General features: G+C 39.0%; 17 protein-coding genes. 6 read left to right on the top strand and 11 right to left on the bottom strand.

Features of this window, described 5'->3' with window-relative positions; all coding sequences use genetic code 11:
• Positions 1 to 30: 30 nt before the first annotated feature.
• A complete protein-coding gene (locus tag DUT68_RS08040; protein ID WP_113637328.1) occupies positions 31 to 330 on the top strand; it encodes a hypothetical protein in 300 nt (99 codons plus the stop codon).
• A 115-nt stretch (positions 331 to 445) separates the two neighbouring features.
• On the opposite strand, the gene DUT68_RS08035 is transcribed toward DUT68_RS08040, so the two are convergent.
• From DUT68_RS08035 to DUT68_RS08005, 7 genes are all read right to left on the bottom strand, one after another.
• Positions 446 to 1,987 (bottom strand): S8 family peptidase, encoded by a 1,542-nt coding sequence (locus tag DUT68_RS08035; RefSeq protein WP_113637326.1) that lies wholly within the window; start codon positions 1,985 to 1,987, stop codon positions 446 to 448.
• A 245-nt stretch (positions 1,988 to 2,232) separates the two neighbouring features.
• Positions 2,233 to 3,642: an efflux transporter outer membrane subunit gene (locus DUT68_RS08030; RefSeq protein WP_113637325.1), complete on the bottom strand. Its 1,410-nt coding sequence runs from the start codon at positions 3,640 to 3,642 to the stop codon at positions 2,233 to 2,235.
• 55 nt (positions 3,643 to 3,697) lie between these two features.
• On the bottom strand, positions 3,698 to 6,877 hold the full coding sequence (locus DUT68_RS08025) for an efflux RND transporter permease subunit (RefSeq protein WP_113637323.1): 3,180 nt from the start codon (positions 6,875 to 6,877) through the stop codon (positions 3,698 to 3,700).
• Positions 6,878 to 6,887: 10 nt separating this feature from the next.
• Entirely contained in the window at positions 6,888 to 8,084 is a 1,197-nt protein-coding gene (locus DUT68_RS08020; protein WP_113637321.1) for an efflux RND transporter periplasmic adaptor subunit, read from the bottom strand.
• Positions 8,085 to 8,163: 79 nt separating this feature from the next.
• On the bottom strand, positions 8,164 to 8,760 hold the full coding sequence (locus DUT68_RS08015) for a TetR/AcrR family transcriptional regulator (protein WP_113637320.1): 597 nt from the start codon (positions 8,758 to 8,760) through the stop codon (positions 8,164 to 8,166).
• Between the two features lie 152 nt (positions 8,761 to 8,912).
• Positions 8,913 to 9,287 (bottom strand): response regulator transcription factor, encoded by a 375-nt coding sequence (locus DUT68_RS08010; protein ID WP_113637318.1) that lies wholly within the window; start codon positions 9,285 to 9,287, stop codon positions 8,913 to 8,915.
• A gap of 145 nt (positions 9,288 to 9,432) precedes the next feature.
• A complete protein-coding gene (locus tag DUT68_RS08005) occupies positions 9,433 to 10,629 on the bottom strand; it encodes an MFS transporter (protein WP_113637317.1) in 1,197 nt (398 codons plus the stop codon).
• A gap of 165 nt (positions 10,630 to 10,794) precedes the next feature.
• On the opposite strand from DUT68_RS08005, the gene DUT68_RS08000 reads away from it, so the two are divergent.
• Entirely contained in the window at positions 10,795 to 12,078 is a 1,284-nt protein-coding gene (locus DUT68_RS08000) for a DUF2130 domain-containing protein (protein WP_113637600.1), read from the top strand.
• 118 nt (positions 12,079 to 12,196) lie between these two features.
• The gene (locus DUT68_RS07995; protein ID WP_113637315.1) at positions 12,197 to 12,670 is read left to right on the top strand and encodes a hypothetical protein; all 474 of its coding nucleotides are present in this window, start codon (positions 12,197 to 12,199) and stop codon (positions 12,668 to 12,670) included.
• A 58-nt stretch (positions 12,671 to 12,728) separates the two neighbouring features.
• On the opposite strand, the gene DUT68_RS07990 is transcribed toward DUT68_RS07995, so the two are convergent.
• The 3 genes from DUT68_RS07990 to DUT68_RS07980 all read right to left on the bottom strand — a co-directional run bounded on the left by DUT68_RS07990 (position 12,729) and on the right by DUT68_RS07980 (position 17,901).
• Positions 12,729 to 14,051: an OmpA family protein gene (locus DUT68_RS07990; RefSeq protein WP_113637313.1), complete on the bottom strand. Its 1,323-nt coding sequence runs from the start codon at positions 14,049 to 14,051 to the stop codon at positions 12,729 to 12,731.
• Positions 14,052 to 14,384: 333 nt separating this feature from the next.
• Positions 14,385 to 16,154, bottom strand: coding sequence for a gamma-glutamyltransferase (gene ggt / locus DUT68_RS07985; protein WP_113637311.1), 1,770 nt, complete (start codon positions 16,152 to 16,154; stop codon positions 14,385 to 14,387).
• Positions 16,123 to 17,901: an AMP-dependent synthetase/ligase gene (locus DUT68_RS07980; protein WP_113637598.1), complete on the bottom strand. Its 1,779-nt coding sequence runs from the start codon at positions 17,899 to 17,901 to the stop codon at positions 16,123 to 16,125. Before DUT68_RS07980 ends, ggt begins: the two co-directional genes overlap by 32 nt.
• A gap of 227 nt (positions 17,902 to 18,128) precedes the next feature.
• Here DUT68_RS07980 and DUT68_RS07975 point away from each other — a divergent pair, with 227 nt between their 5' ends.
• Positions 18,129 to 18,602, top strand: a complete 474-nt coding sequence (locus tag DUT68_RS07975) for a hypothetical protein (RefSeq protein WP_113637309.1) — start codon at positions 18,129 to 18,131, stop codon at positions 18,600 to 18,602.
• A gap of 76 nt (positions 18,603 to 18,678) precedes the next feature.
• Here the strand turns inward: DUT68_RS07975 and DUT68_RS07970 are convergent, their stop codons facing one another.
• Positions 18,679 to 20,502: a M61 family metallopeptidase gene (locus tag DUT68_RS07970; RefSeq protein WP_237088291.1), complete on the bottom strand. Its 1,824-nt coding sequence runs from the start codon at positions 20,500 to 20,502 to the stop codon at positions 18,679 to 18,681.
• 286 nt (positions 20,503 to 20,788) lie between these two features.
• Here DUT68_RS07970 and DUT68_RS07965 point away from each other — a divergent pair, with 286 nt between their 5' ends.
• Together DUT68_RS07965 and DUT68_RS07960 are read left to right on the top strand one after the other, a co-directional pair.
• Positions 20,789 to 21,871 (top strand): efflux RND transporter periplasmic adaptor subunit, encoded by a 1,083-nt coding sequence (locus DUT68_RS07965; protein ID WP_113637307.1) that lies wholly within the window; start codon positions 20,789 to 20,791, stop codon positions 21,869 to 21,871.
• Entirely contained in the window at positions 21,871 to 24,993 is a 3,123-nt protein-coding gene (locus tag DUT68_RS07960) for an efflux RND transporter permease subunit (protein WP_113637305.1), read from the top strand. Before DUT68_RS07965 ends, DUT68_RS07960 begins: the two co-directional genes overlap by 1 nt.
• The last annotated feature ends 7 nt before the right edge of the window (positions 24,994 to 25,000 follow it).

Genomic DNA, 25,000 nt, shown 5'->3' with positions numbered 1-25,000 from the left:
TGTGCATCTGTGGCTAAAACAGAACAGCAAATGACCCATATTTTAATAGTTTGCGCAAACCAGCCCATCGCCCAAACCATAGCACGTTTAATTGAAAAGATAGATAATTGGAAGGCTGCTATTGCGTTATCATTACTAGAGGCGCAGCAACAATGTGAAATTGAAGTATTTGACATTGCATTAATTGGCGCTGGAATTACAGATGACGAAGAACAAGAACTGCGTTTGAGTTTGACTAAGCAGAAAGCAAAAACCAAGGTAGTAAAACATTACGGCGGCGGTAGCGGATTGCTGTATGCGGAAATTTACCAGGCTTTGGCTAAAAAGTAACCGCACCTTATTACCATGCGAAAACATAAAAGAAAGCCCAGATTGAATTCCAATCTGGGCTTTTTAGCTATAGGCAATTGACACTTTTTACTTTGCCTTTATACTTTTAACTTCATTAGTAAGTAGCAGCTAATTTTAGTGCATTGTAAGCATTAACTACACCACCAGTTACACATAAATCTTTCAATGAATCAGCTTTCTCTACTGATTTCATGATAATTTCTTTAACCTGTGTAGCTTTCAACTTAGGATAGTAAGAACGAATTAAAGCAGCTAAACCTGCAACTACTGGTGAAGCCATACTTGTTCCATTCTCATCTTTGTAAGTTTGGTTAGGGAAAGTAGAATAAATACCAAAACCTGGAGCAAAAACATCAACGCTAGTTTTACCATAATTTGAGAAAGAAGCTTTCAATCTCTTATCATTGTAAGGTGTTGATGCACCAACAGTTAACCAAGCATCAGCTAAGCTTCCGTCCTCATATTTGTTGGTAGGGAAGTTAGTTTCTACATCTAAGTTTTTGTTGTCATTACCAGCAGCATGCACTAGCAAAACATCTTTGCTAATTGCATATTTAACTGCTTCGTCAACTACTTTTTTATCCCATGAATAAGCTTTACCAAAGCTCATGTTCAATACTTTTGCACCATTGTCAACAGCATAACGGATAGCATTAGCCACATCTTTATCACGCTCATCGCCGTCTGGAACGTTACGCACTGCCATTAATAATACGTTATCAGCAACGCCATTAATTCCGATGGTATTTTTTCTATCAGCACCAATAATACCTGCTACGTGTGTACCGTGTGAAGGATCTGGACCTTTAGAGTCGTTGTTGCCATAAAAACGCTCATTGCTATTATTCGGATCGTCACCTACTACTGAACGAGGATCATAACCTAAGTTGTAGTTATAATTTACTTGACCGTAGAAATAATCATAACCACCTTTGATTTGTTCTTCATAGAACGTTTTATAATCAGAGTTAGCCAAGGCGCCCATCAAAGCATTTTTGATGTTAGATTCCATTTGTCCCTCAGGTGTATAGTTTTTTACATCTTCAAGGGTTGGATTTTCTTTACCAATTTTTTTAACTAGGCCTTCAATCGCGTTTTTGATGCCTTCGTATCTTTGAAGACCCGTTTTTGCTTTTGCTAAACCATCTTCAAATTCTTTTTTATTGGCTAAATAAGCTTCAAATGCTTTTTTATCTTCAGCTTTAACAGTAGCCTCAGTTACATTTGCAAAACGAGCTGCATCTCTACGAACTATACGAGTTAACTCTAAAGTTTCGTGATCTACGTTACCGCCTTTGCCGCCTAAAAAGCTCCATCCGTTCACATCATCGATGTAACCGTTTTTATCATCATCTTTCCCGTTACCCGCTTTTTCCTTTTTGTTTACCCACATTACAGATTTTAAATCTTCGTGGACTCCATCAACTCCGCTATCCAAAATACCGACAATAACAGTGTTTGATTTCTTGCCTTTTAAAAGCTCATTGTACGCTCTCTCGGTACTAATACCAAACACGCTGTCTGCTTTCAAATCTAAGTTGAACCAGTTTTTCTTTTGCGACTGAGCAGATGCAAACAAAGGACCAGTTGCTAATAACGCTAGCGCAACTAGACTTCTAATTTGATTTTTGTTCATTTGTGTTAATTATAAATTAAGTTGTTAAGAAACGGCAAGTTACAGTGTTTTATTATGATTAGCAATTTTTAAACGCAACAGCATTGCGATTTAACTGCGCTTTATAAAACTTAAGCTCAAATTAGCGTTGATTGCAGTGTAAATTAGGCCACTCTTGATATTCTATTAGACCACAAAATGAAGTTTTCACCATTCAAAAAATCTTAATTAGAAAGATAATTACGACTTAATTTTGGGACTTTAACTTAATGCCAACCGCCGCCTAACGCCCTATACAACTCAACACTTGCATTGAGTTGCGCCGTTTTTAAGCTAGCTAAATTTAATTCGCCTTGTAGTAAATTAGACTGAGCAGTAATCACTTCCAGGTAATTTGCCAGGCCACTTTTAAATAGTAAGTCGGCATTTTTAACTGCTAATTTTAAGGTTTGCACTCTATTTTGAGCAATAGAAAATTCATCCTTTAAGTTTTCCAATTTAGTTTGCTCGTTAGCCACTTCTACTACGGCTTTTATTACTGATTGCCTGAACTGTAGCACTAACTTTTCACGTTCTACTTTTGCTAACTCAAACTGCGTTTTAAGCTCTTTACGATTGAAAATAGGTTGCGTAATCCCCGCTCCTACTATACCAAATAGTGAAGCCGGAACATTAAACCAGTTACTCGCCTTAAACGAGTTTACGCCGCCACTTGCCGAAATTACCAATGATGGATACATCGCGGCATTTGCTACACCAACTCTTGCATTTGCAGCTTTTAAGCCTAGCTCCACACTTTTCACATCAGGACGCAAAGCCAACATTCCTGACGGTACGCCCAGCAAAAGTTGGCTAGGCAGCTCAAGCTGAGCCAACGTTGTTTTACGTTCTATGGCGTTTGGGAAATTACCTGTTAGTTCGCTTAAGGCATTTTCTTGGATACGAATGGCTTGTGTAATTTGAGGGATAAGCTGATTGGCACTTAACCACTGTGCCTTAGTTTGAGCCACGGCAAGTGAAGTTACCTGACCAGCATCAAATTGCTGAGTAACCATTTTCAACGTGCTATCCGTAAGCTTTAAATTTCGGTTTGCAATATCTAATTGCGCATCCAATAATAACAACTGGTAAAAACTAGTGGCTACCATGGCAACAACACGTGTTTGAACAGCTTTTTTCACTTCTCCAGTTTGCAGATAAGTAGCGAGTGCAGCCTCTTTTTGTTTGCTAATTTTCCCCCAAATATCTGCCTCCCAACTTAATGCTAAATTGGCATTATAATCTTCGATATGTGTAGTATTCAAAAATTGAGAGGCACTAATACCATTTAAACTGTTATCCGAGGGCCTACTAGAAGTGGCCGTAACTTGTAAATTGAGTTGTGGCAAATTTCCCATTTTGGCTCTGGTTAGCAATAAATTTGCTGCTTCAATATTTTTAATGGCAATTTGCAAATCCAGATTTCTTTCAATGGCACTATCAAGCAACTGCTGAACAGTTTGATGTGCAAAAAATTCTTTAACAGCAATTGATCCGATACTTGTGGTATCTGTGTTATTTGAACCTCGATATTGCGAAGGCACATCTTTGATTGGATTAAGTACGCTTTTCGGAATGCTACAGCCAAAAATCCCCAAAAGGAAGATGATAAAAACGCTATGGATAATATTTTTCATTATTTTTTATGTTGAAATAAGGCTACCTTAATGGTATTACGATAGCCTTAAAATTTTAATCTTGTAAAACTTCAGTGTGCTGGTTATTAATCACCGCAGCAGGTACGCCGGTAACTTTCTCCTGCAGATATTGAAACACCATAAACAGTACTGGAATTATAAATAAACCTAGTACTACGCCAGAAACCATTCCGCCAGCAGCACCAATACTGATACTATGGTTACCTTGCGCAGATGGACCGGTAGCAAACATCATTGGCACTAGTCCAACTACAAATGCCAGGGAGGTCATAATAATAGGACGCAACCTCAGCTTCGCAGCCTCCAATGCAGCTGCCAATAATGGTTTTCCGGCTCTTCTCCGCTGTGCGGCAAATTCAATAATCAGAATGGCATTTTTGGCCAACAAGCCAATAAGCATCACCAAGGCAACCTGCACATAAATGTTGTTTGCAATTCCGGCAAAGCCGATGGCCGCAAATACGCCAAACATACCTACAGGAATGGAAAGAATGACCCCAAGTGGAAGCAAGTAACTTTCGTATTGCGCTGCTAACAGGAAGTAAATGAACACCAAGCACAGTATAAAAATTACAGCCGACTGGCCTCCTGAAGAAATTTCTTCTCTGGTTTGTCCCGAAAATTCGTAGCTGTAACCTGCAGGTAATTCTTTTGCCGCCACCTCTTCTATCGCTTTAATAGCATCTCCAGAACTAAAGCCTGGCTTAGGTATTGCATTTACCGCAATAGAATTGAACAAGTTGTATCTTGATGCCGTTTCTGAACCATAAATTCGGCGTAGGCTAACCAAAGTATTAATTGGCACCATTTCACCCGTTCTATTTTTCACAAACACGCGGTCTATAGCCGATGGATCAGCTCGGTCTGCAACATCCGCTTGTACAACTACCCTGTAGTATTTGCCAAAACGGTTAAAGTCTGAAGCCTGTGCACTACCAAAATAAGCCTGCATGGTTTGTAAAATATCTTTCACATTTACGCCCAACTGGTCTGCTTTTTCGTGGTTGATATCCAGTTCCAACTGCGGGTAATCGGCTTTAAAACTGGTAAATGCCACTGCAATGGCAGGCTGTTTCATCAACTCGCCAATAAAGTGCTGTGAAATACCACTGAACTTATCTAGCTTACCGCCCGTTTTATCTTGAAGTACCAAATCCAGCGCCTCAACATTACTAAAGCCGGGTACCGTTGGGAAACTAAATACGAAGAAACTACCTCCCGAGATGCTTCCTAAAGCGCCTCTCACCTGATTCATAATTTCATCAATATTTTTCACTTTACCTCTTTGTTCGTTGGGCTTGAGCAATACAAAAACAACTGCTGCCGATGGGCTAGTAGAATTGGTTAACAAATTGAACCCTGAAATTGCGGTAACAAACCTCGATGATTCTAATTTTCGCAATGTATTTTCAGCCTCAGTCATCACCTTTTGCGTACCATCTAGCGAAGTTCCCGAAGGTGTAGATACCGAGATTGCGATGAAGCCCTGATCTTCGGTAGGGATAAAGCCCGATGGCGTTGTTTTTACCATCCAAACAGTAACCAAAGTAATTACCGCCAAGCCTCCTAAACTCAACCATTTATTTTTAATTAAAAACCTTAAACTGTTTACGTAACGGTTGGTCATTGCATTGAAACTGCTGTTAAAGCCGCTAAAGAATTTTTCTTTGAAGTTTCTTTGAACTGGTGCAGTGCTATTTTGAGCGTTTGCATGGTGATCTTTCAAAAATAAAGCAGCTAATGCCGGACTTAATGTTAAAGCGTTAATTGCGGATATCACAATCGCGATAGCCATAGTAAAGGCAAACTGACGGTAGAACAAACCCGTTGAACCTTCCATAAAACCTACTGGTAAAAATACCGCAGCCATCACCAAGGTAATGGAAATGATAGCACCAGTAATTTCGCTCATCGCTTCGTGGGTTGCCACTTTTGGTGGGAGGTGTTTATGTTCCATTTTAGCATGCACTGCTTCAACTACTACAATGGCATCATCTACCACAATACCAATGGCTAATATTAATGCAAATAGCGTTAACAGGTTAATTGAAAATCCAAATAACTGCATGAAAAAGAACGTACCTACAATGGCAACTGGCACTGCAATAGCCGGAATAAGGGTAGATCTAAAATCTTGCAAAAAGATGAACACCACAATGAAAACCAAAATAAATGCTTCAATCAAAGTGTGAATTACCTGATCAATAGATTGGTCCAGTGCCACTTTTGTGCTATAGAAAATATTATGCTTTATTTCTTTCGGAAAATCTTTCGAAGCCTTTTCCATCATTTTATTGATGGCAATTTGTATTTCGTTAGAGTTGGATCCGGCTAATTGAATCACACCGATCACTATTCCTTTTTGCCCATTCAAGCGGGTTAAGCTATTGTACGAATAAGCACCAAGTTCAACCCTCGCTACATCTTTTAAACGTAAAATAGAACCATCGCTATTTGACCTGATGGCAATTTGCTCGTAATCTTCTGGCTTAGTTAGTTTGCCTTTATATTTAATTACATACTCAAAAACTTCCTTGCTTCGCTCACCAAATTTCCCTGGTGCTGCCTCTAAACTTTTATCCTGAATAGCAGCCATCACCTCATTTGGCGTAACTTTATAGGTAGCCATTTGCGTTGGGTTTAACCAAACCCGCATCGAATAATCTTTTACACCACCAAAAATACTGGCAGCACCTACACCAGGTATCCGTTTAATTTCTGGTATGATATTAATTTGTGCATAATTGGCCACAAAAGTTTGATCATATTTAGCTTCATCCTCGGTATACATGCCTATTGCCATGATGAAACTGTTTTGCTGTTTAGCCGTAATAATGCCCTGTTGTACAACCTCCGCAGGTAGCTGACTGGTGGCTTGGGCAACTCTATTTTGTACATTCACTGCCGCCTGATCTGCATCAGTACCTAATTTAAAAAATACGGTAATGGCTAATGTACCGTCGTTACTTGCTGTAGAGGTCATATAGGTCATGTTCTCTACACCGTTTATAGATTCTTCTATGGACGGAGCTACCGAACGTAACACCGTTTCGGCATTTGCGCCCGGATATACGGCTGTCACCAATACAGATGGCGGTGCAATATCTGGAAATTGTTGGAGTGGCAATTTCGATAAGCCGAGTACACCCAGTATCACCAATAAAATGGAGATAACCGTAGCTAGCACCGGCCTTTGTATAAATATTTTAAACATTATGATGATGTTATTTTTTAGAAATTAATTGAGCTACTTTTTCTGTTTGTTTATCAGGCTGAATCAGCTGTCCCTCTTGGAGTTTATCTAACCCGCTTAAAACAATTTGATCTCCCGATTTTAACCCAGCTTTAATCAGGTAATTGGTGCCAGATTTTCCGTCGATGGTAATTGCAACTTTGCTCACTTTGTTGTCTTTATCCACTGCATAAACAAAGATTTTGTCCTGCATTTCTACAGTAGCTGATTGCGGTACCAATATTGTTTGTTGGTGTGCTAAGCCCATTCTTACCTTACCTGTATTGCCAGACCTAAGCAAGCCTTTGGCATTGGCAAATACGGCCCTAAGTGTAATGGCACCAGTAGTTTTATCAAACTGTCCGTTAACCATATCAACCTTACCTTTTACCGGATACACACTTTGGTCAGCTAATACCAAACTTACTGCTGGCAAATGACGAAGCCGATCGGCCAACGATTTACCTTCGTAATTTTCATTAAACTTGATAAAATCCGTTTCTGCTAACGAAAAGTAGGCATACACCTCATTCACATCAGATAATTGAGTGAGTGCTTCCACATCATTTGGACTTACCAAACTTCCTTGCTTTTTGGGAAGGCGACCAATGTAACCGCTATTTGGAGCTTTTATTTTGGTGTAACCGAGGTTAATTTGTGCTGTATTTACATTGGCTTTGGCTTGTTCCACATTAGCTAAAGCAATTTGATAAGCGGTTTTCGCAGTTTTCAACTGAAAGTCGGAAACTACCTTGCCCTGCACTAAAGGAGTAAGCTTATCCACTTCTAACTGTGCATTTAGCACTGCTGCTTTTGCCGCTTGCAATGAGGCCGTTGCATTATTTAATTGCGCCTTAAACGGCAGCTCAGAAATTTGGAATAACAATTGGCCTTTGCTTACAAGCTGTCCTTCGTTGACGTAAATTTTATCAATATTGCCTCCAACTTGAGGTCTAATTTCAACGTCGGTAGTTCCTTGTATGGCAGCTGGATAATCAATAAATGTATCTTGATTAGTATTTGCAACTGTTGCTACAGGCAATACAGGCGGTGGTGCTAAAGCCATAGGCTCCGATTTGCTTACGCAACTGGCTAGGAATAATACAACAGTTAAAATTAACAATATTATCCATTCGTTAAATAATTTAACACCGTTAAATATAGGTGCTGATGTGTACATATGTTTCATGATATTGGGATTTTTAATTTGAATACTTTACGTTAATAATTAATTTAACAGTGTTAAATACAAAAGCAAAAAAAAAGTTTTAGTCGTTAATGGTTTTTATAATGGCCTTAATGGCACTTCTTAAAATTTGTTGATTGATATCATCGTTTGCACCTTTCTGTACCAAATTGATGGATACCAAACCGTGAATCAGTGACCAGAAAGTGTAATACTTCAAGCATGAAGCATCCTCCGAAATAGGTTCTTTCAATAATTTTTCGATAGCGTCATAAAATAGGTCAGTAGTATATTCGGCCTCAGGCATTGTTTTGTACATCTCGCAACAGTTAACCTGCACACCGTACATCAGCTGATAGTATTCCTTTTCTTCAAAAGCAAAGTCCCAATAAGCAAGCCACATGGCCTCCAGTTGTTCCTCTGGATCTGTTTTGCTATCCCTTGCTTCTTTAACTTTTAAACCAAGACTAATGTAACCTTGCCTAGTTAACTCAAGTAATATACCTTCTTTATTAGGAAAATACTCGTAGATGATTGGCGCAGTATATTCGATTACATCTGCAATTTTTCTCATACTGAGCGCCGTCCAACCTTCCTGTTTCACAATCTGTAAAGCAGCAGCTAAGATACCTTTTCGGGTATCCTCTTTTTGTCGCTGTATTCTTTCTTTACTTCCCATTGTGACTACGCATTAAAAAATTTAACACTGTTAGACAAAGGTATAAAATGCTTTAAGTATCCGATATCATTTATTTGTCAGAATTTTTTTTAAGCAGCAAAAAGCCCCTTCTGTAAACAAAAGGAGCTTATAAAATATTAATCGTGATGTTTTTAAGCTACTCTTTTTTCGCCAATCAATCTTTTGATGCGAGTTTCGATATAATCCAAATCGAATGGCTTGTTGATGTAATCGTCAGGGCTAGACGCTTCGCTTAAAGCCTCATTTTGTACATTTGCCGACATTAATATTACTGGAATGTGCTTGGTAAATGTATCGTTTTTTAAATCCTTACAAATATCCAATCCATTACCGTCAGGCAACATTACATCTAAAATAAATAAATCTGGAATCGAGTCGTTTAATTTGCTTTTCAACTCTTTAAAAGTTGATGATACTTGAATCTCGTAACCTTCATCTTTTAAGAGAAACTCAATAATGAAAGCGATGTCTTTATCGTCTTCTAAAACGTGGATGCGTTTTTTCATGTGCTTAATTTAAATAGTTCTAACGTTGGCAATAATTAAATTTGCTGTGTTAGGTTAAAACAAGTGTTTCAAAAAAAAGTTTTAAAAATTTTTTAAAATTTAGATGTTGTAAATTAACAGCGCTCAAGATTTGGTTGAACGAAATTTAATCCAGCTTCAGCTTGCTAAAAAAGTAGGCACATCCAAATAGTAGAATGGTAATTGCAATCCAAAGTGTATTGTAGCCAAATTTATCGGCTATGTAAAATCCACTAGCTGGGCCTGCAACCTGAGCAACCGACCAGCTCAAAGTGTAACCTGCCGCGTAAAGCCCTCTGTTGTATTGATTGCTGCGCTTTACCACAAAGGTGTTAAAAAATGGCAGCGAAAACATCTCTCCAAAAGTAAAGAACAAGATACTGAGCACTGCAATTGCCACTGGGAAAGATTTAGGCAACATCAATACACCAAAAGAAAATGAAACTATAATTACGCCCAAAACGATGTAGTAAATTGGTGAGCGTTTATTTTCAATTTTACTGATCATCACCATTTCAAAAAGCGCAATTACAATTCCGTTGATTCCCAATATTAAACCAATTAGCGCTTCATCCAAATGCCATACTTTTTTGTAGAATACGGGCACCACCCTAAACATCATAAAAAAGCAAATGGTAAACATTACTGATAGTACCAAAAATTTGAGATAAGGGATGTCATTCCAAGGTTTTTGCACTTTCAAATCAGAGCGCTCAGCCTTTGCCTTGGCCGTAATTTTTCTAGCCGGTAGCAATAAAAATATCGAAGAGGCTACTAAAATACTTACGCTTCCCTCCACCACAAAAAGTAGTTTGTAGTTGTATGATGCAATGATTCCTGCCATGCTCACGCCAAAAGCCCAGCCTATATTGGTAGCCAAACGATTGAGCGAATAGGATCTTGTTTCCGTACCAGGCGCAGCGTAAGATGCTATTGCGGCATAATTCGCTGGTCTAAATGCTTCTGAAAAAAAGCTGATGATCAATGCTAAAACACAAATCCAAGTAAAATCCTGCACCACTGCGAAAAGCAGAAAGAACAGTCCGCTTATGAGCGCTGCTAAAATTTGAACTGGCCTAAAACCTAACAAATCTGTAAGTTGCCCGCCTACCGCTGCCCCCGCAATTGCACCAACGCCAAACAGTGAAGTTACAATGCCAGCATCCGACTCTGCACGATGCAGCGCTTGCGTAACGTAAAGGCCCATAAAAGGTGCAGCCATAAAACCGCAACGGTTAATTAATATGACGACACTTAAAATCCAGGTTTGGCGACTTAAACCAGAAAAAGATGTTTTATAGGCATTTAGGATACGATGTAACATGGGTTTGGTTTGATGTACGAAATTACTGAATTAACCGTACATGATTGTGCAATAAATCAATTTAATACCGATGGAGCCCTACCAATTGTAGCAATGCAGATATTATTGATGCATGTGTGCATAACAATGCTTAAATTTGATATTCCTTTCAAAAAAATACATTATATGCCAACTGAAATTAAGTGTCCTAATTGCAGCCACTCTTTTCCTATGGAAGAAGTGATGGTTGAAGAGTACAAAAAGGATTTGCGGGAGAAGATGCAATCGTTCACTAAGCAAAAAGAAGATGAGTTCCGTAAAAAAATGGAGGCTATTGAAACTGCAAAAAAACAACAGGAAGAAAGTTTTGAGCAGCTTAGAAAGCAACAGGAATTAGCTTTTGAGCAACGCTTAACCAAAGAAAAGGAAGCTTTACAAGCCAGTGTAAGTGAAAACTTACGCAAATCAATAAGTGCTGATTTTGAAAACAGGCTTAAGATTTTAGACGAGGCTAATAAAGAAAACGAAGAAAAGTTAAAAACTGCTAGACAAAAGGAATTGGAATACATGCAAATGACCAATGAACTGAAACGTAAGCAAGAAGAACTTGACTTGGAAATACAAAAAAAGCTGACCGAAGAACGCGAAAAAATGGCGCTCGAAATCAGAAATATTGAGAACCAGCGCTTGCAACAAGCTGAATTGGATTTCAAAATGAAGCTGGCAGAAAAAGATAAACAGCTGGAAGATCAGAAGAAATTGGCCGAGGAAATGAAGCGCAAAGCAGAACAAGGTTCAATGCAGCTTCAGGGAGAAATACAAGAATTGGCTTTAGAAGAACTTCTAAGAACCTCCTTCCCTTTTGATTTAGTGCAAGAAGTTGGCAAAGGTGTACGTGGTGCTGATTGTATCCAAACGGTTAGAAATAATTTTGGGCAGGAATGCGGCCACATTATTTATGAAAGTAAACGTACCGTTGCTTTTGCCAATGACTGGATTGAGAAGCTAAAAACTGATATGAGAAGCCAAGGCGCTGAAATAGCAGTGCTGGTTACGCAAAATATGCCGAAAGACATGAGCTGCTTTGGTTTGAAAGATGGCGTATGGATTTGTACTTTCGGTGAAGTACAGGCGCTAGCGGCGGTATTGCGAGATGGCATTCTCCGTTTATTTAACGCTGCAAAATCTCAGGAAAATAAAGGAGATAAAATGCACATGCTATACGACTATCTAATTAGCAATGAATTTGCAGAGCAATGGAAAGCTATTAGAGAAGGCTTCATGAGCATGAAATTATCGATACAACGAGAACGAGATGCCATGGAAAAACTATGGAAAGCAAGAGAAAAACAGCTTGATAAGGTGCTCTTGAATGCAGCTCACATCCGTGGATCTATTGAAGGCATATCTGGCAACGACAATATTCAACTGAGCTTAACCGACGATGATGATGATTTGTTTCTAGAATAACTAGCATCGCCCAATAAACGATTTAGATGGTTTTGCGTTTATGGAAACAATAAGTGCTAATCATCCATTAAGTGAAGCATTTTTAAATTAACTAAAGTTCTGACTAAAAAAAGCAATTATGAACGTAAAAATTAAACATTTGGCTTTTACATTTTTGGCAATCCCATTGGCTTTTAGTTGTACGCCATCTGGCAATAGTGGTGAAAAAGCAAGTACAAAAATTGTAAAAGATACCGTTAAACAATGCTATATCTCAAGCTTTGAAGGAGATACCGCAATGATGGACATTAAGATAATTGACAGTGTTGACGTTGAAGGTAAATTGGTAATTAAATACGCTAATAAGCCGCAAAATGATGGAATTGTAAGGGGAAAATTTAGCGGCGATACGTTGTTTGTAGATTACAGTTTTAAAACTGGCAATAACGATACTCAATTTTCAAATCCGTTGGCGTTCTTAAAAAAAGCTGATAGCTTGAAAATGGGAGTTGGCGTAATTCAAACTACTCTTGGTAGGTCTTATTTTGCTAAAGATAAACCTATCAATTTCGAAAAAGGAAAATTTAATTTCCAACCAACTGCCTGTAAATAAAAAAAGGGTTCCAAATTGGAACCCTTTCTTGTTTCATAGGAATTCGTTTTTCTGTAGATTAATATAAGGTGAATTCTACCCTTCTGTTTTGCTGACGACCAGCTGCAGTTTTGTTTGTTGCAATTGGTTGGTCAGGACCGTAACCAGTAGCTTCGATTCTTGAAGCGTTAGCACCTTGAGATACTAAGTAAGCTTTAACTGACTCGGCTCTTTCTTTAGATAAACGCATGTTTAACTCTCTAGAACCAGTGATATCAGTGTGACCAGCTAATTTCAAGCTAAAGTTTTTCTCTACCAATAAAGCAGCAACTCTATTTAATGTAGGGTATGATTTAGAACGGATGGTAGCTTTACCCAAGTCAAACTCTAGGTTATCAATTGCATCTTTTACTACTTTACGGTCAGCTTCAGTTACAATTACTCTCTCAGTTACTTGAGGTGCAGGAACTTTTAATGGACAACCAGAACCATCTACAACTGTACCAGAAGGAGTGTTAGGGCATTTATCCAATTTATCAGCTACACCGTCGCCATCGCTATCTTTTAACATATCAGCCATTTCGCTGCGCAACTTAGCATTCTCCGCTTTTTGTGCATCTAAGTCTGATTTTAGTGAGTTAGAAGTGTTTTTAGCAGCTAAAGCCTCTTCATAAGTAGCAGCTACTGGACTGTAAAAAGCTAACTGTTTACCTTTACCTAACGCAAACTCTAAACCAGCATAAGCATAGTTGTATTTATCGTTGTTACTTCTTGCAGCGTAGCCATCAAATTGATCTCCGTCAACAAAGTTGATTGTCCAACCTAAGTCGAAGTTAACACCTTCCGATAAACGGAATTTAGCACCAACACCTACTGGAATGATTAGCTTGTCTACAGCCGAACGAGTTGTTGAAGCACCTGAACCAGCAGCAACTGTAGTAGTTTCGTAGTTAACAAAACCACCACCTGCTAAAGCATAAAGCTGAGCATTGTTGTGTTGGTTAAACATACTCCAGTTTACCATGTTCAACTGTGCACTTAACGTAGCCGAATAACGTAAATCAGTTTCGAAAGATGAGATTGGGCTTGCATTTACAGTACCATCGTTAAATGGCTCAGCATTATCGCCTTTAACCGTTCCTCTTACTCCATCCAAACGCAAAGCGAATGCAGGACTAATTTGCTTTTTGATATAAAGGCCATAGCCTAAACTTGATTTCCAATTTGAGAAGTCGTTTTGGCCACCTAGTGGAGAAACACCAGTTAAAACACCGCCGTTTAATCCAATTGACCAAGTTTTGAAAGATGGTTTTTGCCCCATGCTATCTTGAGCTAAGGCTGCGTTTCCGATAAACAATCCAGCCATTGCAACTGGAAAAAGTTTTAAGAGATTTAGTTTCATAATATTGATTTATAAGCTTTACTATTTTGCCGATAGTTGGGCAATAGGTATACCAAAAAGGAGTATATTTCAGAAAAAAGCTACATAACAATCTATAAAACAATAAATTACAAAAACAGAAGAAAATTTGGCATAATATTAATAAAGTGTTCAGTTTGCTATACACTTTAAAAAATAAAGCCTAAATAAAACGCCAAAAACTGAATCTTATTTTAATGCCGAACCTAGGTAACGGAGCTTTTACTTTGCTAAAATTTCATGATAGCAGGAACATAAAAATAAAAAAACGAGGCTGTTTAAATTCAACCTCGTTTCTTCTAAATGGCAATAGGATTACCAACCTCCAGCGGTATCATCGCCTCGGGGATCAGCACCTGTTTGGAAAGTACCTTTTTTAGTGAGCAAGATTGCATCCACTCTTCCGATACTTCCTCTCCTATCAAACTTATATCCTTTAGCTTCCAATTTCTGCTGCGTAACCTCATTTAATGCCTCAGGTTCTAAATTGGTAATATCTGGCAACCATTGATGATGAAATTTCTTTGCATTAACCGCTGTCTGCATATCCATTCCAAAATCTACTACGTTAACGATAGTTTGAAAAACAGAAGTAATAATGGTTGAACCGCCTGGAGTGCCAACCACCATGGCTAGTTTTCCATCTTTTTCCAATATAGTAGGCGTCATTGAGCTCAACATTCGCTTTCTCGGTGCTATGGCATTAGCTTCGTAGCCAATCAAACCAAAATAATTAGGTGTTCCTGGCTTTACAGAAAAATCGTCCATTTCGTTATTTAAAAAGAAACCCGCTCCTTTAACCACCACGTAATTACCGTAAGAAGTATTAATGGTAGTGGTCAGTGAAACGGCATTACCATCTTTATCAACAATAGAAAAATGGGTAGTTTCTTCACTTTCTTTTTTAGCAAATTCGCCAGCTTGGATATCGGTACTTAGGGTTGCTTTATTCCAGTTTAAGTTCGACATTCTCGCACTATTGTAAGCTGGCTCTAATAATTCCTTCTGCGGTACTTTCCAAAAATCCGGATCGCCAAGATGTTTAGCTCTGTCTGCGTAAACTCTTCGTTCCGCTTCAATCATCACCTGCACTGTCGAATCAGCGTTATGTCCCCATTTAGACAAAGGATACTGCGATACAGATTGCAGCAATTGCACCAATGCAATACCGCCACTTGAAGTTGGTGGCATGGTAATTACCTTGTAACCACGATATTGACCAATGATAGGCGTACGCCAAGCTGCTTTGTAGTTTTTTAAATCTTCTTTGGAGATTAAACCACCGCCACGTTTCATTTCTTCGGCAATAAAATCAGCCACTTGGCCTTCGTAAAAACCAGCCCTACCTTTATCGCGTATTAAGCTCATTGTATTTGCAAGTTCCTCTTGAACTAACAAATCTCCTTCCTTCCACTCTTCATTTTTAACAAATGCTGTCCCTAGCGGATTGAACTGCTGAAACTTTTGCTTCAACCTATTCAATTCCCTTGCCTGCATTTTGGTAATTTTGAAACCATTTTTGGCCAATTGATACGCAGGCTCAACCAAATCAGCCCACTTCAACTTACCATATTTCCTATGCAGCTCAGCCATTCCGGCTACACTTCCGGGTACGCCAGCAGCTAAATGACCTTCCTTACTTTTTTCAGAAATGGCATTTCCGTTGGCGTCTAAAAACATATCTCGGTTTGCTAAAGCAGGTGCTTTTTCCCTAAAATCCATTGAGTTGATTTCACCTTTGGCAGAGCGATAAATTAGGAAACCGCCACCTCCAATATTACCGGCGTTTGGGTATACCACCGCTAAGGCAAACTGAACTGCCACCGTGGCATCCACCGCGTTTCCACCCTTTTTCAGGATAGCTACTCCAACTTCAGTAGCAGCAGGGTGCGCAGATACTACTGCTCCATTTTTAAATTCAAGTGCCTGTTTGGTCTGTTTATCTCCCTTACTTAAAAATTCAAACGCCTTAACGCTATCTACTTGAGCCTTTGCTTCATTACTTGCAGCAAGCAATAATACTAGCCCAATTAATTTAAATTGCGCTAGTGTTTTACTTATTTTCTGGATGATAATTTTCTGCATCTTTATATATCTTTTCTATTATTTCATTGTTTTTTTCCAAGATGATTTTGCGTTTTAAGCTCAATTTCGGCGTTAGCTCACCTCCATCGATACTCCACTCTTTAGGCAATAATGCAAATTGCTTTACTTGCTCCCATTTTCCAAACTCTTTATTCGCTTCGTCAATCAATTTTTGAAACTTGGCTTTAACTTCCTTGTTTTCTACTATGGTTTCATTGCTGCCAAATTCAATTCCTTTTAGTTTACACCAATTTTTAAGTGCTTCGAAATTTGGCACTACCAAGGCAGATGGAAACTTTCTATTCTCGCCCAACACCATGATTTGTTCCACCAATGGTGCCTCTTTAATCTTATTTTCAACCATTTGCGGCGCCACGTATTTACCACCAGCAGTTTTAAACATTTCTTTCTTACGATCGGTAATTTTCAAATAACCTTCGTTAAGCTCACCAATGTCGCCCGTATGGAACCAGCCTTCGCTATCAATGGCCTCGTCCGTTAATTGAGGTTTGTTGTAATAGCCTTTCATTAAGTTATGCCCCCTCACCAAAATCTCTCCGTCGGAAGCTATTTTCACCTCCACCCCTTCAATGGGCATACCCACACTGCCAAACCTAATGGCATCAAAGTGGTTTACTGTAATTACTGGCGATGTTTCCGTTAAGCCATAGCCCTCAAACACTGGCAAACCTGCTGCCCAAAACACCCTAGCCAAACGAGGGTTTAAGGCCGCACCTCCAGAAATGATCACTTGGATATTTCCTCCCAATGCTTCCTTCCATTTTTTAAACACCAATTTTCTGGCAATTCCAAGTTTGAAATTATACCACCAGCTTTTATTAATGTCATACTTTTCGGCTAAGGCTAGCGACCAAAAAAAGATTGCTTTTTTGATTCCAGTTAGCGCTTTGCCCTTTTCCACTATTTTATCATAGACTTTTTCTAACAACCTAGGGACCGTTGAAAAACCACTTGGTTTTACAAATTGTATGTCGGCAACAATTGTATCCATACTTTCGGCGTAATAAATTGCGATGTTAAGATAGGCATATAAATAGGAAATCATGCGTTCGAAAATGTGCGACAAAGGCAAAAAACTCAATGCATGAGTTACATTATCTGGCAAAAGCACCGCTGATTTCTTAAAATTTTGAACCAGATTATCGTGGGTGAGCATTACCCCCTTAGGCGTACCAGTTGTTCCTGAAGTGTAAATAATAGTTAGGATATCCTCAGGTGCGACCGCCTCTCGATAAGTCTCCAAATCTACAGTATTCAATGTAGCGCCAATTGCTGTAAGCTCCTCCCAATGTTTGGCTCCAGCAATTTGATCAAATGTATAGATATCTACTTGGTGAGTTAACTCGGCACATACCGTTTTAACCTTTTGATAAAGTTGCTCATCAGCCACAAACACTACACTTATTTCGGCATCACCCAAAATGAATTTCACGTCGTGCTCAGCAAGCGTTGGATACAATGGAATTTGATACGCTCCCAGCTGCATAATGGCATAGTCGCAAATATTCCACTCAGGCCTATTTGCCGACATAATTGCTACTCTGGATCCTTTCCCAATGCCAATAGAGGTTAACCCCCTACTTAAATTATCGGTAGTTTCACAAAATTTTTTTGTACTAAATTTGCGCCACTCGCCCTTTATTTTACCGCTAACAAACTCTTCTTTCGGAAATTTTTCCAAGTTATATTTTAGAAGATCAAAAACCCGTGTTACTGAAATTGACATACCTCGAAATTTATATTGGCTAAACCTATCAAATGGCCATTTAGAGCCATTAAACATCCTAATTTAGGTTTTTTAAACGAGCTTTATACTATGCAAGCATAATTTTTTTTCACGTTTACGAACCTCTAAAGCAAAACAAATGAAAAATTGCTTTGTTAACTTCTTGATAAAAATTAGGCATAGAAGTTGTATTGCCGACAATAATTACACAAAAACAATATAATTTTATGAAAAAACTACTTTTTACAATTATCGCTAGCGCAGCTTTCTTGACAATGAACTTATCAAATGCTAATGCGCAGTACAAAAATGCTCTGGGTTTAGGTATCGACTTTGGTAATGGCGCTACTTTAGTGGGACCATCGTTCAAACACTTCTTTAACAGCCAAGGTGCCGGACAATTAGAGCTTTTATTTGGAGGAAACAGCACACGTTTGCAAGCTTTTTACCAACATCACGGAAATATTGCCGGAGCTAACGGCTTAAAATGGTACGTTGGTGGTGGTCCGGGTTTAAACTTTTTCAGTGCTGGCCCTTATGATCAAACTAACTTTTTATTGATCCCTCAAGCTGGTTTAGACTTTAAAATTCCAGGAGCACCTATTCAAATGAACTTTGATTGGAGACCAACTGCTTGGATTGGCGACAATTCAGATTTTGAAGCAGGAAGATTTGGTTTCGGTTTCAGGTTTACTTTCTAACAAACACTACTACCTAACATAGAAAAGTCCCGACAATGTGCCGGGACTTTTTTTATTATTCTAATTTTCTGAGGATCTATTTTACACCCATCCACCTTTGTCTCACCGCTATCTGTTGTGGAGTCGCATCTTCTTGATACGATGCCTTGATTCGAATGTTAGGACTCTCCTTCAAGGTAAGAGAAATTTTTCTTTCCAAGCCATCTCTTCTAATTGTGATTTCTACTACATCACCAACTTGTTTTTTAGCAATAGAAGGCAATGCTTCCAGGGTTAAACCCGGACTTGGAAGTCTTACACTTCTCATCTCATCAACAATAGTAGAACCGTCAATCGCCAAAATATCATCGTTTACATTTAAGCCTTGTACCCACGCTGGAGAATTTCTGGCAACGCCACTCACAGTAACCATTCTTTCCACTTTTAAAGCTGCTCCTGTGTAAGGTTTGTTTGGCGATGCAATTTCTCTGGCAGCATTTATGCCTGCATATGCAAAATACTTTTCAAAATCTACATCATCAGTTCCATCAATGTATTTTGCCCAAAATTTGGTAAAGCTAACGCCACTGATTTTTTCAACCATCGCTTTAAACTCAGCATCGGTATAGCCACGTTTTTGTTGCTTTCCTTGTTCATACATGGCCTTCATCACATCATCTAAACTTTTTGCGCCCTTTGTAGCGTTAGCAATTTCTAAATCCATCAATAAACCAATAATTTCGCCTTTGCTATAGTAGGATATTGAGCTGTTTTTAGAGTTTTCATTCGGACGATATCCGATGATCCATGCATCAAAACTTGAAGAAGATGCCGATTGAACTTTTGAACCCGGCGTATTGATTACCGTTCCCAAGCCACCAATGATATCATTTAAAAAAGTACTCTGATTGGTAACGCCTGCTCTAATCAGCAATTTATTTTCGTAATAAGAAGTAAAACCTTCTGCAGTCCACAAGTTGGTGGTATAATTTTCGTTATCGTAATCAAACGGACCTAAAGCAATTGGGCGCAAACGCTTTACGTTCCATAAGTGAAAATACTCATGAGCTACCAATGAAAGGAATCCTTTATAACCTCTCTCGGTACCGTAGGCATTTCGGCTGGCACCTAACACGGTTGAGTTAAGATGCTCTAAACCGCCACCACCTTGCTCGTAATTATGTACAATAAAGGTATAATGCTTATTCGGATTTTCGCCGAAAATGGCTGTAGCTTGCTCAATTACTTTTGCCATATCAACCTTTAAGCGTTCCTTATCATAATTGCCACCACCATACATGGCAACTTCATGCTTAACGCCAGCAGCCATAAAGTCAAATACATCTTGGTTGCCTACCTCAATTGGACTATCAAATAAGATGTCAAAATCAGTAGCATAGTAAGTAAATTTCTGACCAGCTACAGGTTCTAAACCAGTACTAACTTTATCCCATTTACCAAAAGGAATAATTTTAACGGTACTTGGTGTTTTAAGCATGCCCGCTGGATACATGAAAATTCCAGCCGACGACAAGAAGGCATGAGAATCATCTATAAATGCAGTGCGAACAGAAATTTCAAATGCATAAACACGGTAATTTACTTTAATTGCAGCGGCTTTAGCATTGTAAACTCGCCAAGTGTTTTTGGTAACTTTTTGTACTTTGGCCGGTTTGCCATTAGCGGAAGCAGAAAAACTTTCCACATTCTTACCAAACTCTCTTACCAAATATGAACCTGGTGTCCAAACTGGCATTTTCAAATCTACATAATCCTTTGCGGCAATACCCGATAGGTTCATTTCCACCTCTGCATAATGCGCCTGTGGCTCTTTAAAAGAAACCTCAAAGCCAATTTTTACTTGCGATTTTGCTGCCATTGTTAACGTTAGCAATAATGCTACTCCTAGTATTTTTTTCATTGATTTTTTGTTTATACCACCAAGGCCCTAAGTCGCAAAGTATACTACAGTTTTAAAGGAGAACCCATTTATACAACTATTTTATACTTCGTGGCTTTGTGGTAAAATGTTTAGGCCTCGACACAAAAATATAATTTAAAATAATTTTTGTAAATGATTATGTTCATACCGCTGTAACATAGTTAGTACATCTTTATATATGGAAAAACAAATAGATATTTTTGTTTGTATACACTTGGTTGTTTTCCAAGCGTAGCGAAACTGTAAATATTGCAACCAATTATCAATGAAAAAAAGATATATATTCTACCTTATTTTGGCATTAGGACTTGCCTACTTGGTATATCACCGAATTTCTGAAAACAAAAAGATTGAAGGGCCAGGCGGTGGCGGCGGCAAAGGTGCAAAGGGTAAAGGTGGCGCTCCACTAAATGTAGATGGTATAGTGGTTAACTCAACCGATTTTGCCAGTAACCTAGAAATAACCGGAAGTATAGAAGCTAACGAAGCGGTTACATTACGTAGCGAAGTTGCGGGTTTGGTAACTGGTATATATTTTAAGGAAGGCAGTAACGTGAGCAAAGGAGCCACATTGGTAAAAATCAATGACAGGGACATACAGGCACAACTTAAAGAAGCTTTAACCAAGCAAAACCTTTCGGCAACCAACGAAAACAGAGCTAAACAATTGCTGGAGAAAGGGGCTATCAGTCAGGAAGAGTACGATACTTCACTAGCCGAACTTCAAACCTTAAAATCGCAGGCACAATTGATAAGGGCACAACTGGCGAAAACTACCATTGTAGCTCCATTTAGCGGAAAGGTTGGCTTGCGTAACATCTCAGTTGGTGAGTACCTTACGCCTAACACCACCATTGCCAACTTATTGAGTACAAATCCAGTAAAAATTACTTTTTCAGTTCCTGAGAAGTACGTTTCGCAAATTAAAACCAACAGCAATATTTCATTTAATATTGATGGCAGCAATAAAAACTACAGTGGTAAAGTGTTTGCTATTGAACCAGGAATTAACGAACAAACCCGCACCTTACAAATTAAGGCTTTGGCGCCAAATGCAAATGGCGAGTTGGTACCGGGATCGTTCGCTAAAATAAAACTGCCATTAACCACCATTAAAGATGCCATTTTAATACCAACCGAAGCAGTAATTCCGGTTTTAGAAGGAAAAGTAGTGTATGTTTCTAGAGGCGGAAAAGCACAACAGGTACCTGTTGAAACCAGTACACGTACTGCCGAGCAAATTTTAGTGCTATCTGGATTAAAAGTAGGCGACACAGTGTTGACCACCGGTGCAATGGCGCTGAAACCCGATGCTGAAGTTAAAGTGAAAATAGCTAAAAAGAAATAATGAGCATTTCAACCACCAGTATAAAAAGGCCTGTTTTGGCTATCGTGATGAACCTCATTATTATACTTTTTGGGGTTATCGGCTATAACTTTTTAGGGATTAGGGAATATCCATCTATCGATCCAACCATCATTTCAGTTCGTACCTCTTATCCTGGTGCCAATTCGGATATCATCGAATCTCAGATCACAGAACCTTTGGAGAAATCCATTAACTCTATTGACGGAATTCGAAATATCACTTCATCAAGCAACCAAGGTACAAGCAATATCACTGTCGAATTTAATTTAGGTAAAGATATTGATGAGGCAGCCAACGATGTTCGAGATAAGGTTTCGCAGGCAGCTAGGAATTTACCGAAAGATATTGACGGCTTGCCGACCGTAAGTAAGGCAGATGCCAATTCGGATGCGATTATTTCCATGACTATCCAAAGCGATAGCCGCGGGGTAACCGATTTAAGTGATTTTGCAGAAAACGTAATTGCAGATAGAATACAAACTATTCCAGGCGTAAGTAGCGTACAAATCCAAGGACAGCGAAAGTATGCCATGCGGGTGCGCATTGATCCTAACAAACTAGCATCTTACGGACTTACCTCACAAGATATTGTAACTGCATTAGATAGAGAAAACGTGGAGTTACCTTCGGGAAAATTAACCGGAGCAGCTACGGAACTTACCGTTAAAACGCTTGGAAAACTCACCAATGCAGAGCAGTTCAACAACCTAATCATTAAATCTGATAGCAACAGCGTGGTTAAGCTACAAGATGTTGCCATTGCAGAAATTGGTTCTGAAAACGAAGAAACCGTGTTGCGTGAGTCGGGCAAACCGATGGTTGCAGTAGGAATTATACCTCAACCAGGAGCCAATTACCTTGATATTAGCAACGAGTTTTACAAACGTTTCGATAAGTTACAGGCTGACATGCCGAATGACATTAAGCTTAAAGTTTCGTTAGATACTACGCAGTTCATCAAAAGATCAGTAACGGAGGTAGCAGAAACCATCCTCATTTCATTGGTATTGGTAATTCTCATTATCTATCTGTTTTTCAGGGATTGGGGAATTGCATTTAGGCCGTTAATTGATATCCCGGTTTCGTTAGTTGCCACTTTCTTCATTATGTACATTTTTGGGTTTTCCATCAACGTACTAACCTTGTTGGCCATTGTTTTAGCTACAGGTTTGGTAGTGGATGATGGTATTGTGGTAACCGAAAATATCTTTAAAAAAGTGGAGGAAGGTTTATCACCAATTGAGGCTGCAATTAAAGGCTCCAACGAAATCTTCTTCGCCGTAATTTCTATCTCTATCACATTGGCAGCGGTATTTTTGCCGGTAATATTTTTACAGGGATTTGTGGGCCGTTTGTTTAGGGAGTTTGGGGTTACCATAGGCGCAGCGGTTTTAATATCAGCTTTTGTATCTCTTACCTTAACACCGATGTTGAATGCCTATTTAATGAAAAAAGGCGGACATAAACCTTCAAAATTTTACAGATTAACAGAGCCTTACTTTGTTAAGTTGAACGATGGTTACCAAAGCAACTTAGAGAAATTTCTTAAACGCAGGTGGTTAGCGGCGCCTATCATTTTGGTTTGTGCCGGATTAATCTATTTATTTTGGAACATCTTACCTAAAGAAACCGCTCCTTATGATGATAGAAGTGCCATTAACATGAGCGTTTCCACACCTGAGGGCACGTCATTTGCCTATACAGACAGGTTCATGATGAAAATTAACCAAATGGTGCAGGATTCCGTTCCTGAAAAAAATGTGAACATTACCATTACTTCTCCGGGTTTTGGTGGCGCAGGTTCAACTAACTCGGGCTTTGTACGGATGGGCTTAGTTGCTCCAGATGAACGGGAAAGAAGCCAAAAGGAAATTGCAGACCAGCTTACCAAAATCACAAGAAAATATACAGAGGGCAAGGTAACTGTAACACAGCAACCTACCATTTCGGTTGGTCGAAGAGGTGGCGGCCTACCTATCAGCTACATTATTCAGGCCCAAAACTTTGAGAAACTTCGTGAAAAGGTGCCACAATTCATGGAGGAAGTAGCACAAGATCCTACTTTCACTACATCTGACGTAAACCTGAAATTCAACAAGCCAGAAATTAACCTTACCATTGACAGGGAGAAAGCCAAAAACTTAGGTGTTTCTATTGTTGATATTGCACAAACTTTGCAATTAGGCCTAAGCGGACAACGCTTCTCTTATTTCTTCATGAATGGGAAACAGTATCAGGTAATTGGCCAATTTGATGTAAGTAACAGAAAAGATCCACTTGATTTGAGCTCTGTTTACGTGAGAAACGATAAAAATCAACTGATACAGTTAGACAATTTGGTAACCACAAAAGAAGAAAGTAGCCCGCCGCAATTGTACCGCAATAACCGTTTTATTTCGGCAACGGTATCCGCTGGCTTAGCGCCCGGAAAAAGTGTTGGCGACGGAATTGATGCCATGGACAGGATTGCCGCCAAAGTGCTGGATGAAACTTTTACCACTGATTTAAGTGGTGAATCAAGGGATTTTAAAGAAAGTTCATCGAATACTTTATTTGCGTTTGGCCTAGCCTTATTACTAGTGTACCTTATTCTATCTGCTCAATTTGAAAGCTTCAAAGATCCAATTATCATCATTTTAACAGTGCCAATGGCCGTAGCCGGCGCATTTTTATCGTTGTGGTTATGCGGACAAAGCTGGAATATCTTCAGCCAAATTGGAACAATTATGTTAATTGGTTTGGTAACCAAAAATGGTATTTTAATTGTTGAATTCGCCAATCAGCTTAAAGAACAGGGAAAAACGGTGCAGGAAGCTATCAGAGAAGCTGCCGTTTCGAGGTTACGTCCAATTTTGATGACGAGTTTGGCCATTGCTATTGGAGCATTGCCTATTGCCATGGCTTTGGGCGCTGCCGCTAAAAGTAGAATGAGCATGGGTACGGTAATTATTGGTGGAACAATGTTCTCCTTAATCCTTACGCTATTTGTTATTCCTGCTATTTACTCGCTTTGGTCAAAAGAGCACAAAGAAAACACCGAGCTAAAACAATCTTTGGCGGCGGCAACAGCCGATGAAGAACAATCCAAAAACAAAAGCTAACATCAAC

Source organism: Pedobacter zeaxanthinifaciens, assembly GCF_003313335.1.
Lineage (GTDB): Bacteria > Bacteroidota > Bacteroidia > Sphingobacteriales > Sphingobacteriaceae > Pedobacter > Pedobacter zeaxanthinifaciens.
This window is presented reverse-complemented; position numbering and strand designations above follow the sequence as displayed.

What these genes read in the sequence shown, in the direction of transcription:
- DUT68_RS07990 (WP_113637313.1), bottom strand. Translation starts at nt 14,051, where the DNA reads ATGAAACTAAATCTCTTAAAACTTTTTCCAGTTGCAATGGCTGGATTG.
- DUT68_RS07995 (WP_113637315.1), top strand. Translation starts at nt 12,197, where the DNA reads ATGAACGTAAAAATTAAACATTTGGCTTTTACATTTTTGGCAATCCCA.
- DUT68_RS07970 (WP_237088291.1), bottom strand. Translation starts at nt 20,502, where the DNA reads ATGAAAAAAATACTAGGAGTAGCATTATTGCTAACGTTAACAATGGCA.
- DUT68_RS08020 (WP_113637321.1), bottom strand. Translation starts at nt 8,084, where the DNA reads ATGAAACATATGTACACATCAGCACCTATATTTAACGGTGTTAAATTA.
- DUT68_RS08005 (WP_113637317.1), bottom strand. Translation starts at nt 10,629, where the DNA reads ATGTTACATCGTATCCTAAATGCCTATAAAACATCTTTTTCTGGTTTA.
- DUT68_RS08040 (WP_113637328.1), top strand. Translation starts at nt 31, where the DNA reads ATGACCCATATTTTAATAGTTTGCGCAAACCAGCCCATCGCCCAAACC.
- DUT68_RS07980 (WP_113637598.1), bottom strand. Translation starts at nt 17,901, where the DNA reads ATGTCAATTTCAGTAACACGGGTTTTTGATCTTCTAAAATATAACTTG.
- DUT68_RS07965 (WP_113637307.1), top strand. Translation starts at nt 20,789, where the DNA reads ATGAAAAAAAGATATATATTCTACCTTATTTTGGCATTAGGACTTGCC.
- DUT68_RS08030 (WP_113637325.1), bottom strand. Translation starts at nt 3,642, where the DNA reads ATGAAAAATATTATCCATAGCGTTTTTATCATCTTCCTTTTGGGGATT.
- DUT68_RS07975 (WP_113637309.1), top strand. Translation starts at nt 18,129, where the DNA reads ATGAAAAAACTACTTTTTACAATTATCGCTAGCGCAGCTTTCTTGACA.
- DUT68_RS08010 (WP_113637318.1), bottom strand. Translation starts at nt 9,287, where the DNA reads ATGAAAAAACGCATCCACGTTTTAGAAGACGATAAAGACATCGCTTTC.
- DUT68_RS08035 (WP_113637326.1), bottom strand. Translation starts at nt 1,987, where the DNA reads ATGAACAAAAATCAAATTAGAAGTCTAGTTGCGCTAGCGTTATTAGCA.
- DUT68_RS07960 (WP_113637305.1), top strand. Translation starts at nt 21,871, where the DNA reads ATGAGCATTTCAACCACCAGTATAAAAAGGCCTGTTTTGGCTATCGTG.
- DUT68_RS08015 (WP_113637320.1), bottom strand. Translation starts at nt 8,760, where the DNA reads ATGGGAAGTAAAGAAAGAATACAGCGACAAAAAGAGGATACCCGAAAA.
- ggt (WP_113637311.1), bottom strand. Translation starts at nt 16,154, where the DNA reads ATGCAGAAAATTATCATCCAGAAAATAAGTAAAACACTAGCGCAATTT.
- DUT68_RS08000 (WP_113637600.1), top strand. Translation starts at nt 10,795, where the DNA reads ATGCCAACTGAAATTAAGTGTCCTAATTGCAGCCACTCTTTTCCTATG.
- DUT68_RS08025 (WP_113637323.1), bottom strand. Translation starts at nt 6,877, where the DNA reads ATGTTTAAAATATTTATACAAAGGCCGGTGCTAGCTACGGTTATCTCC.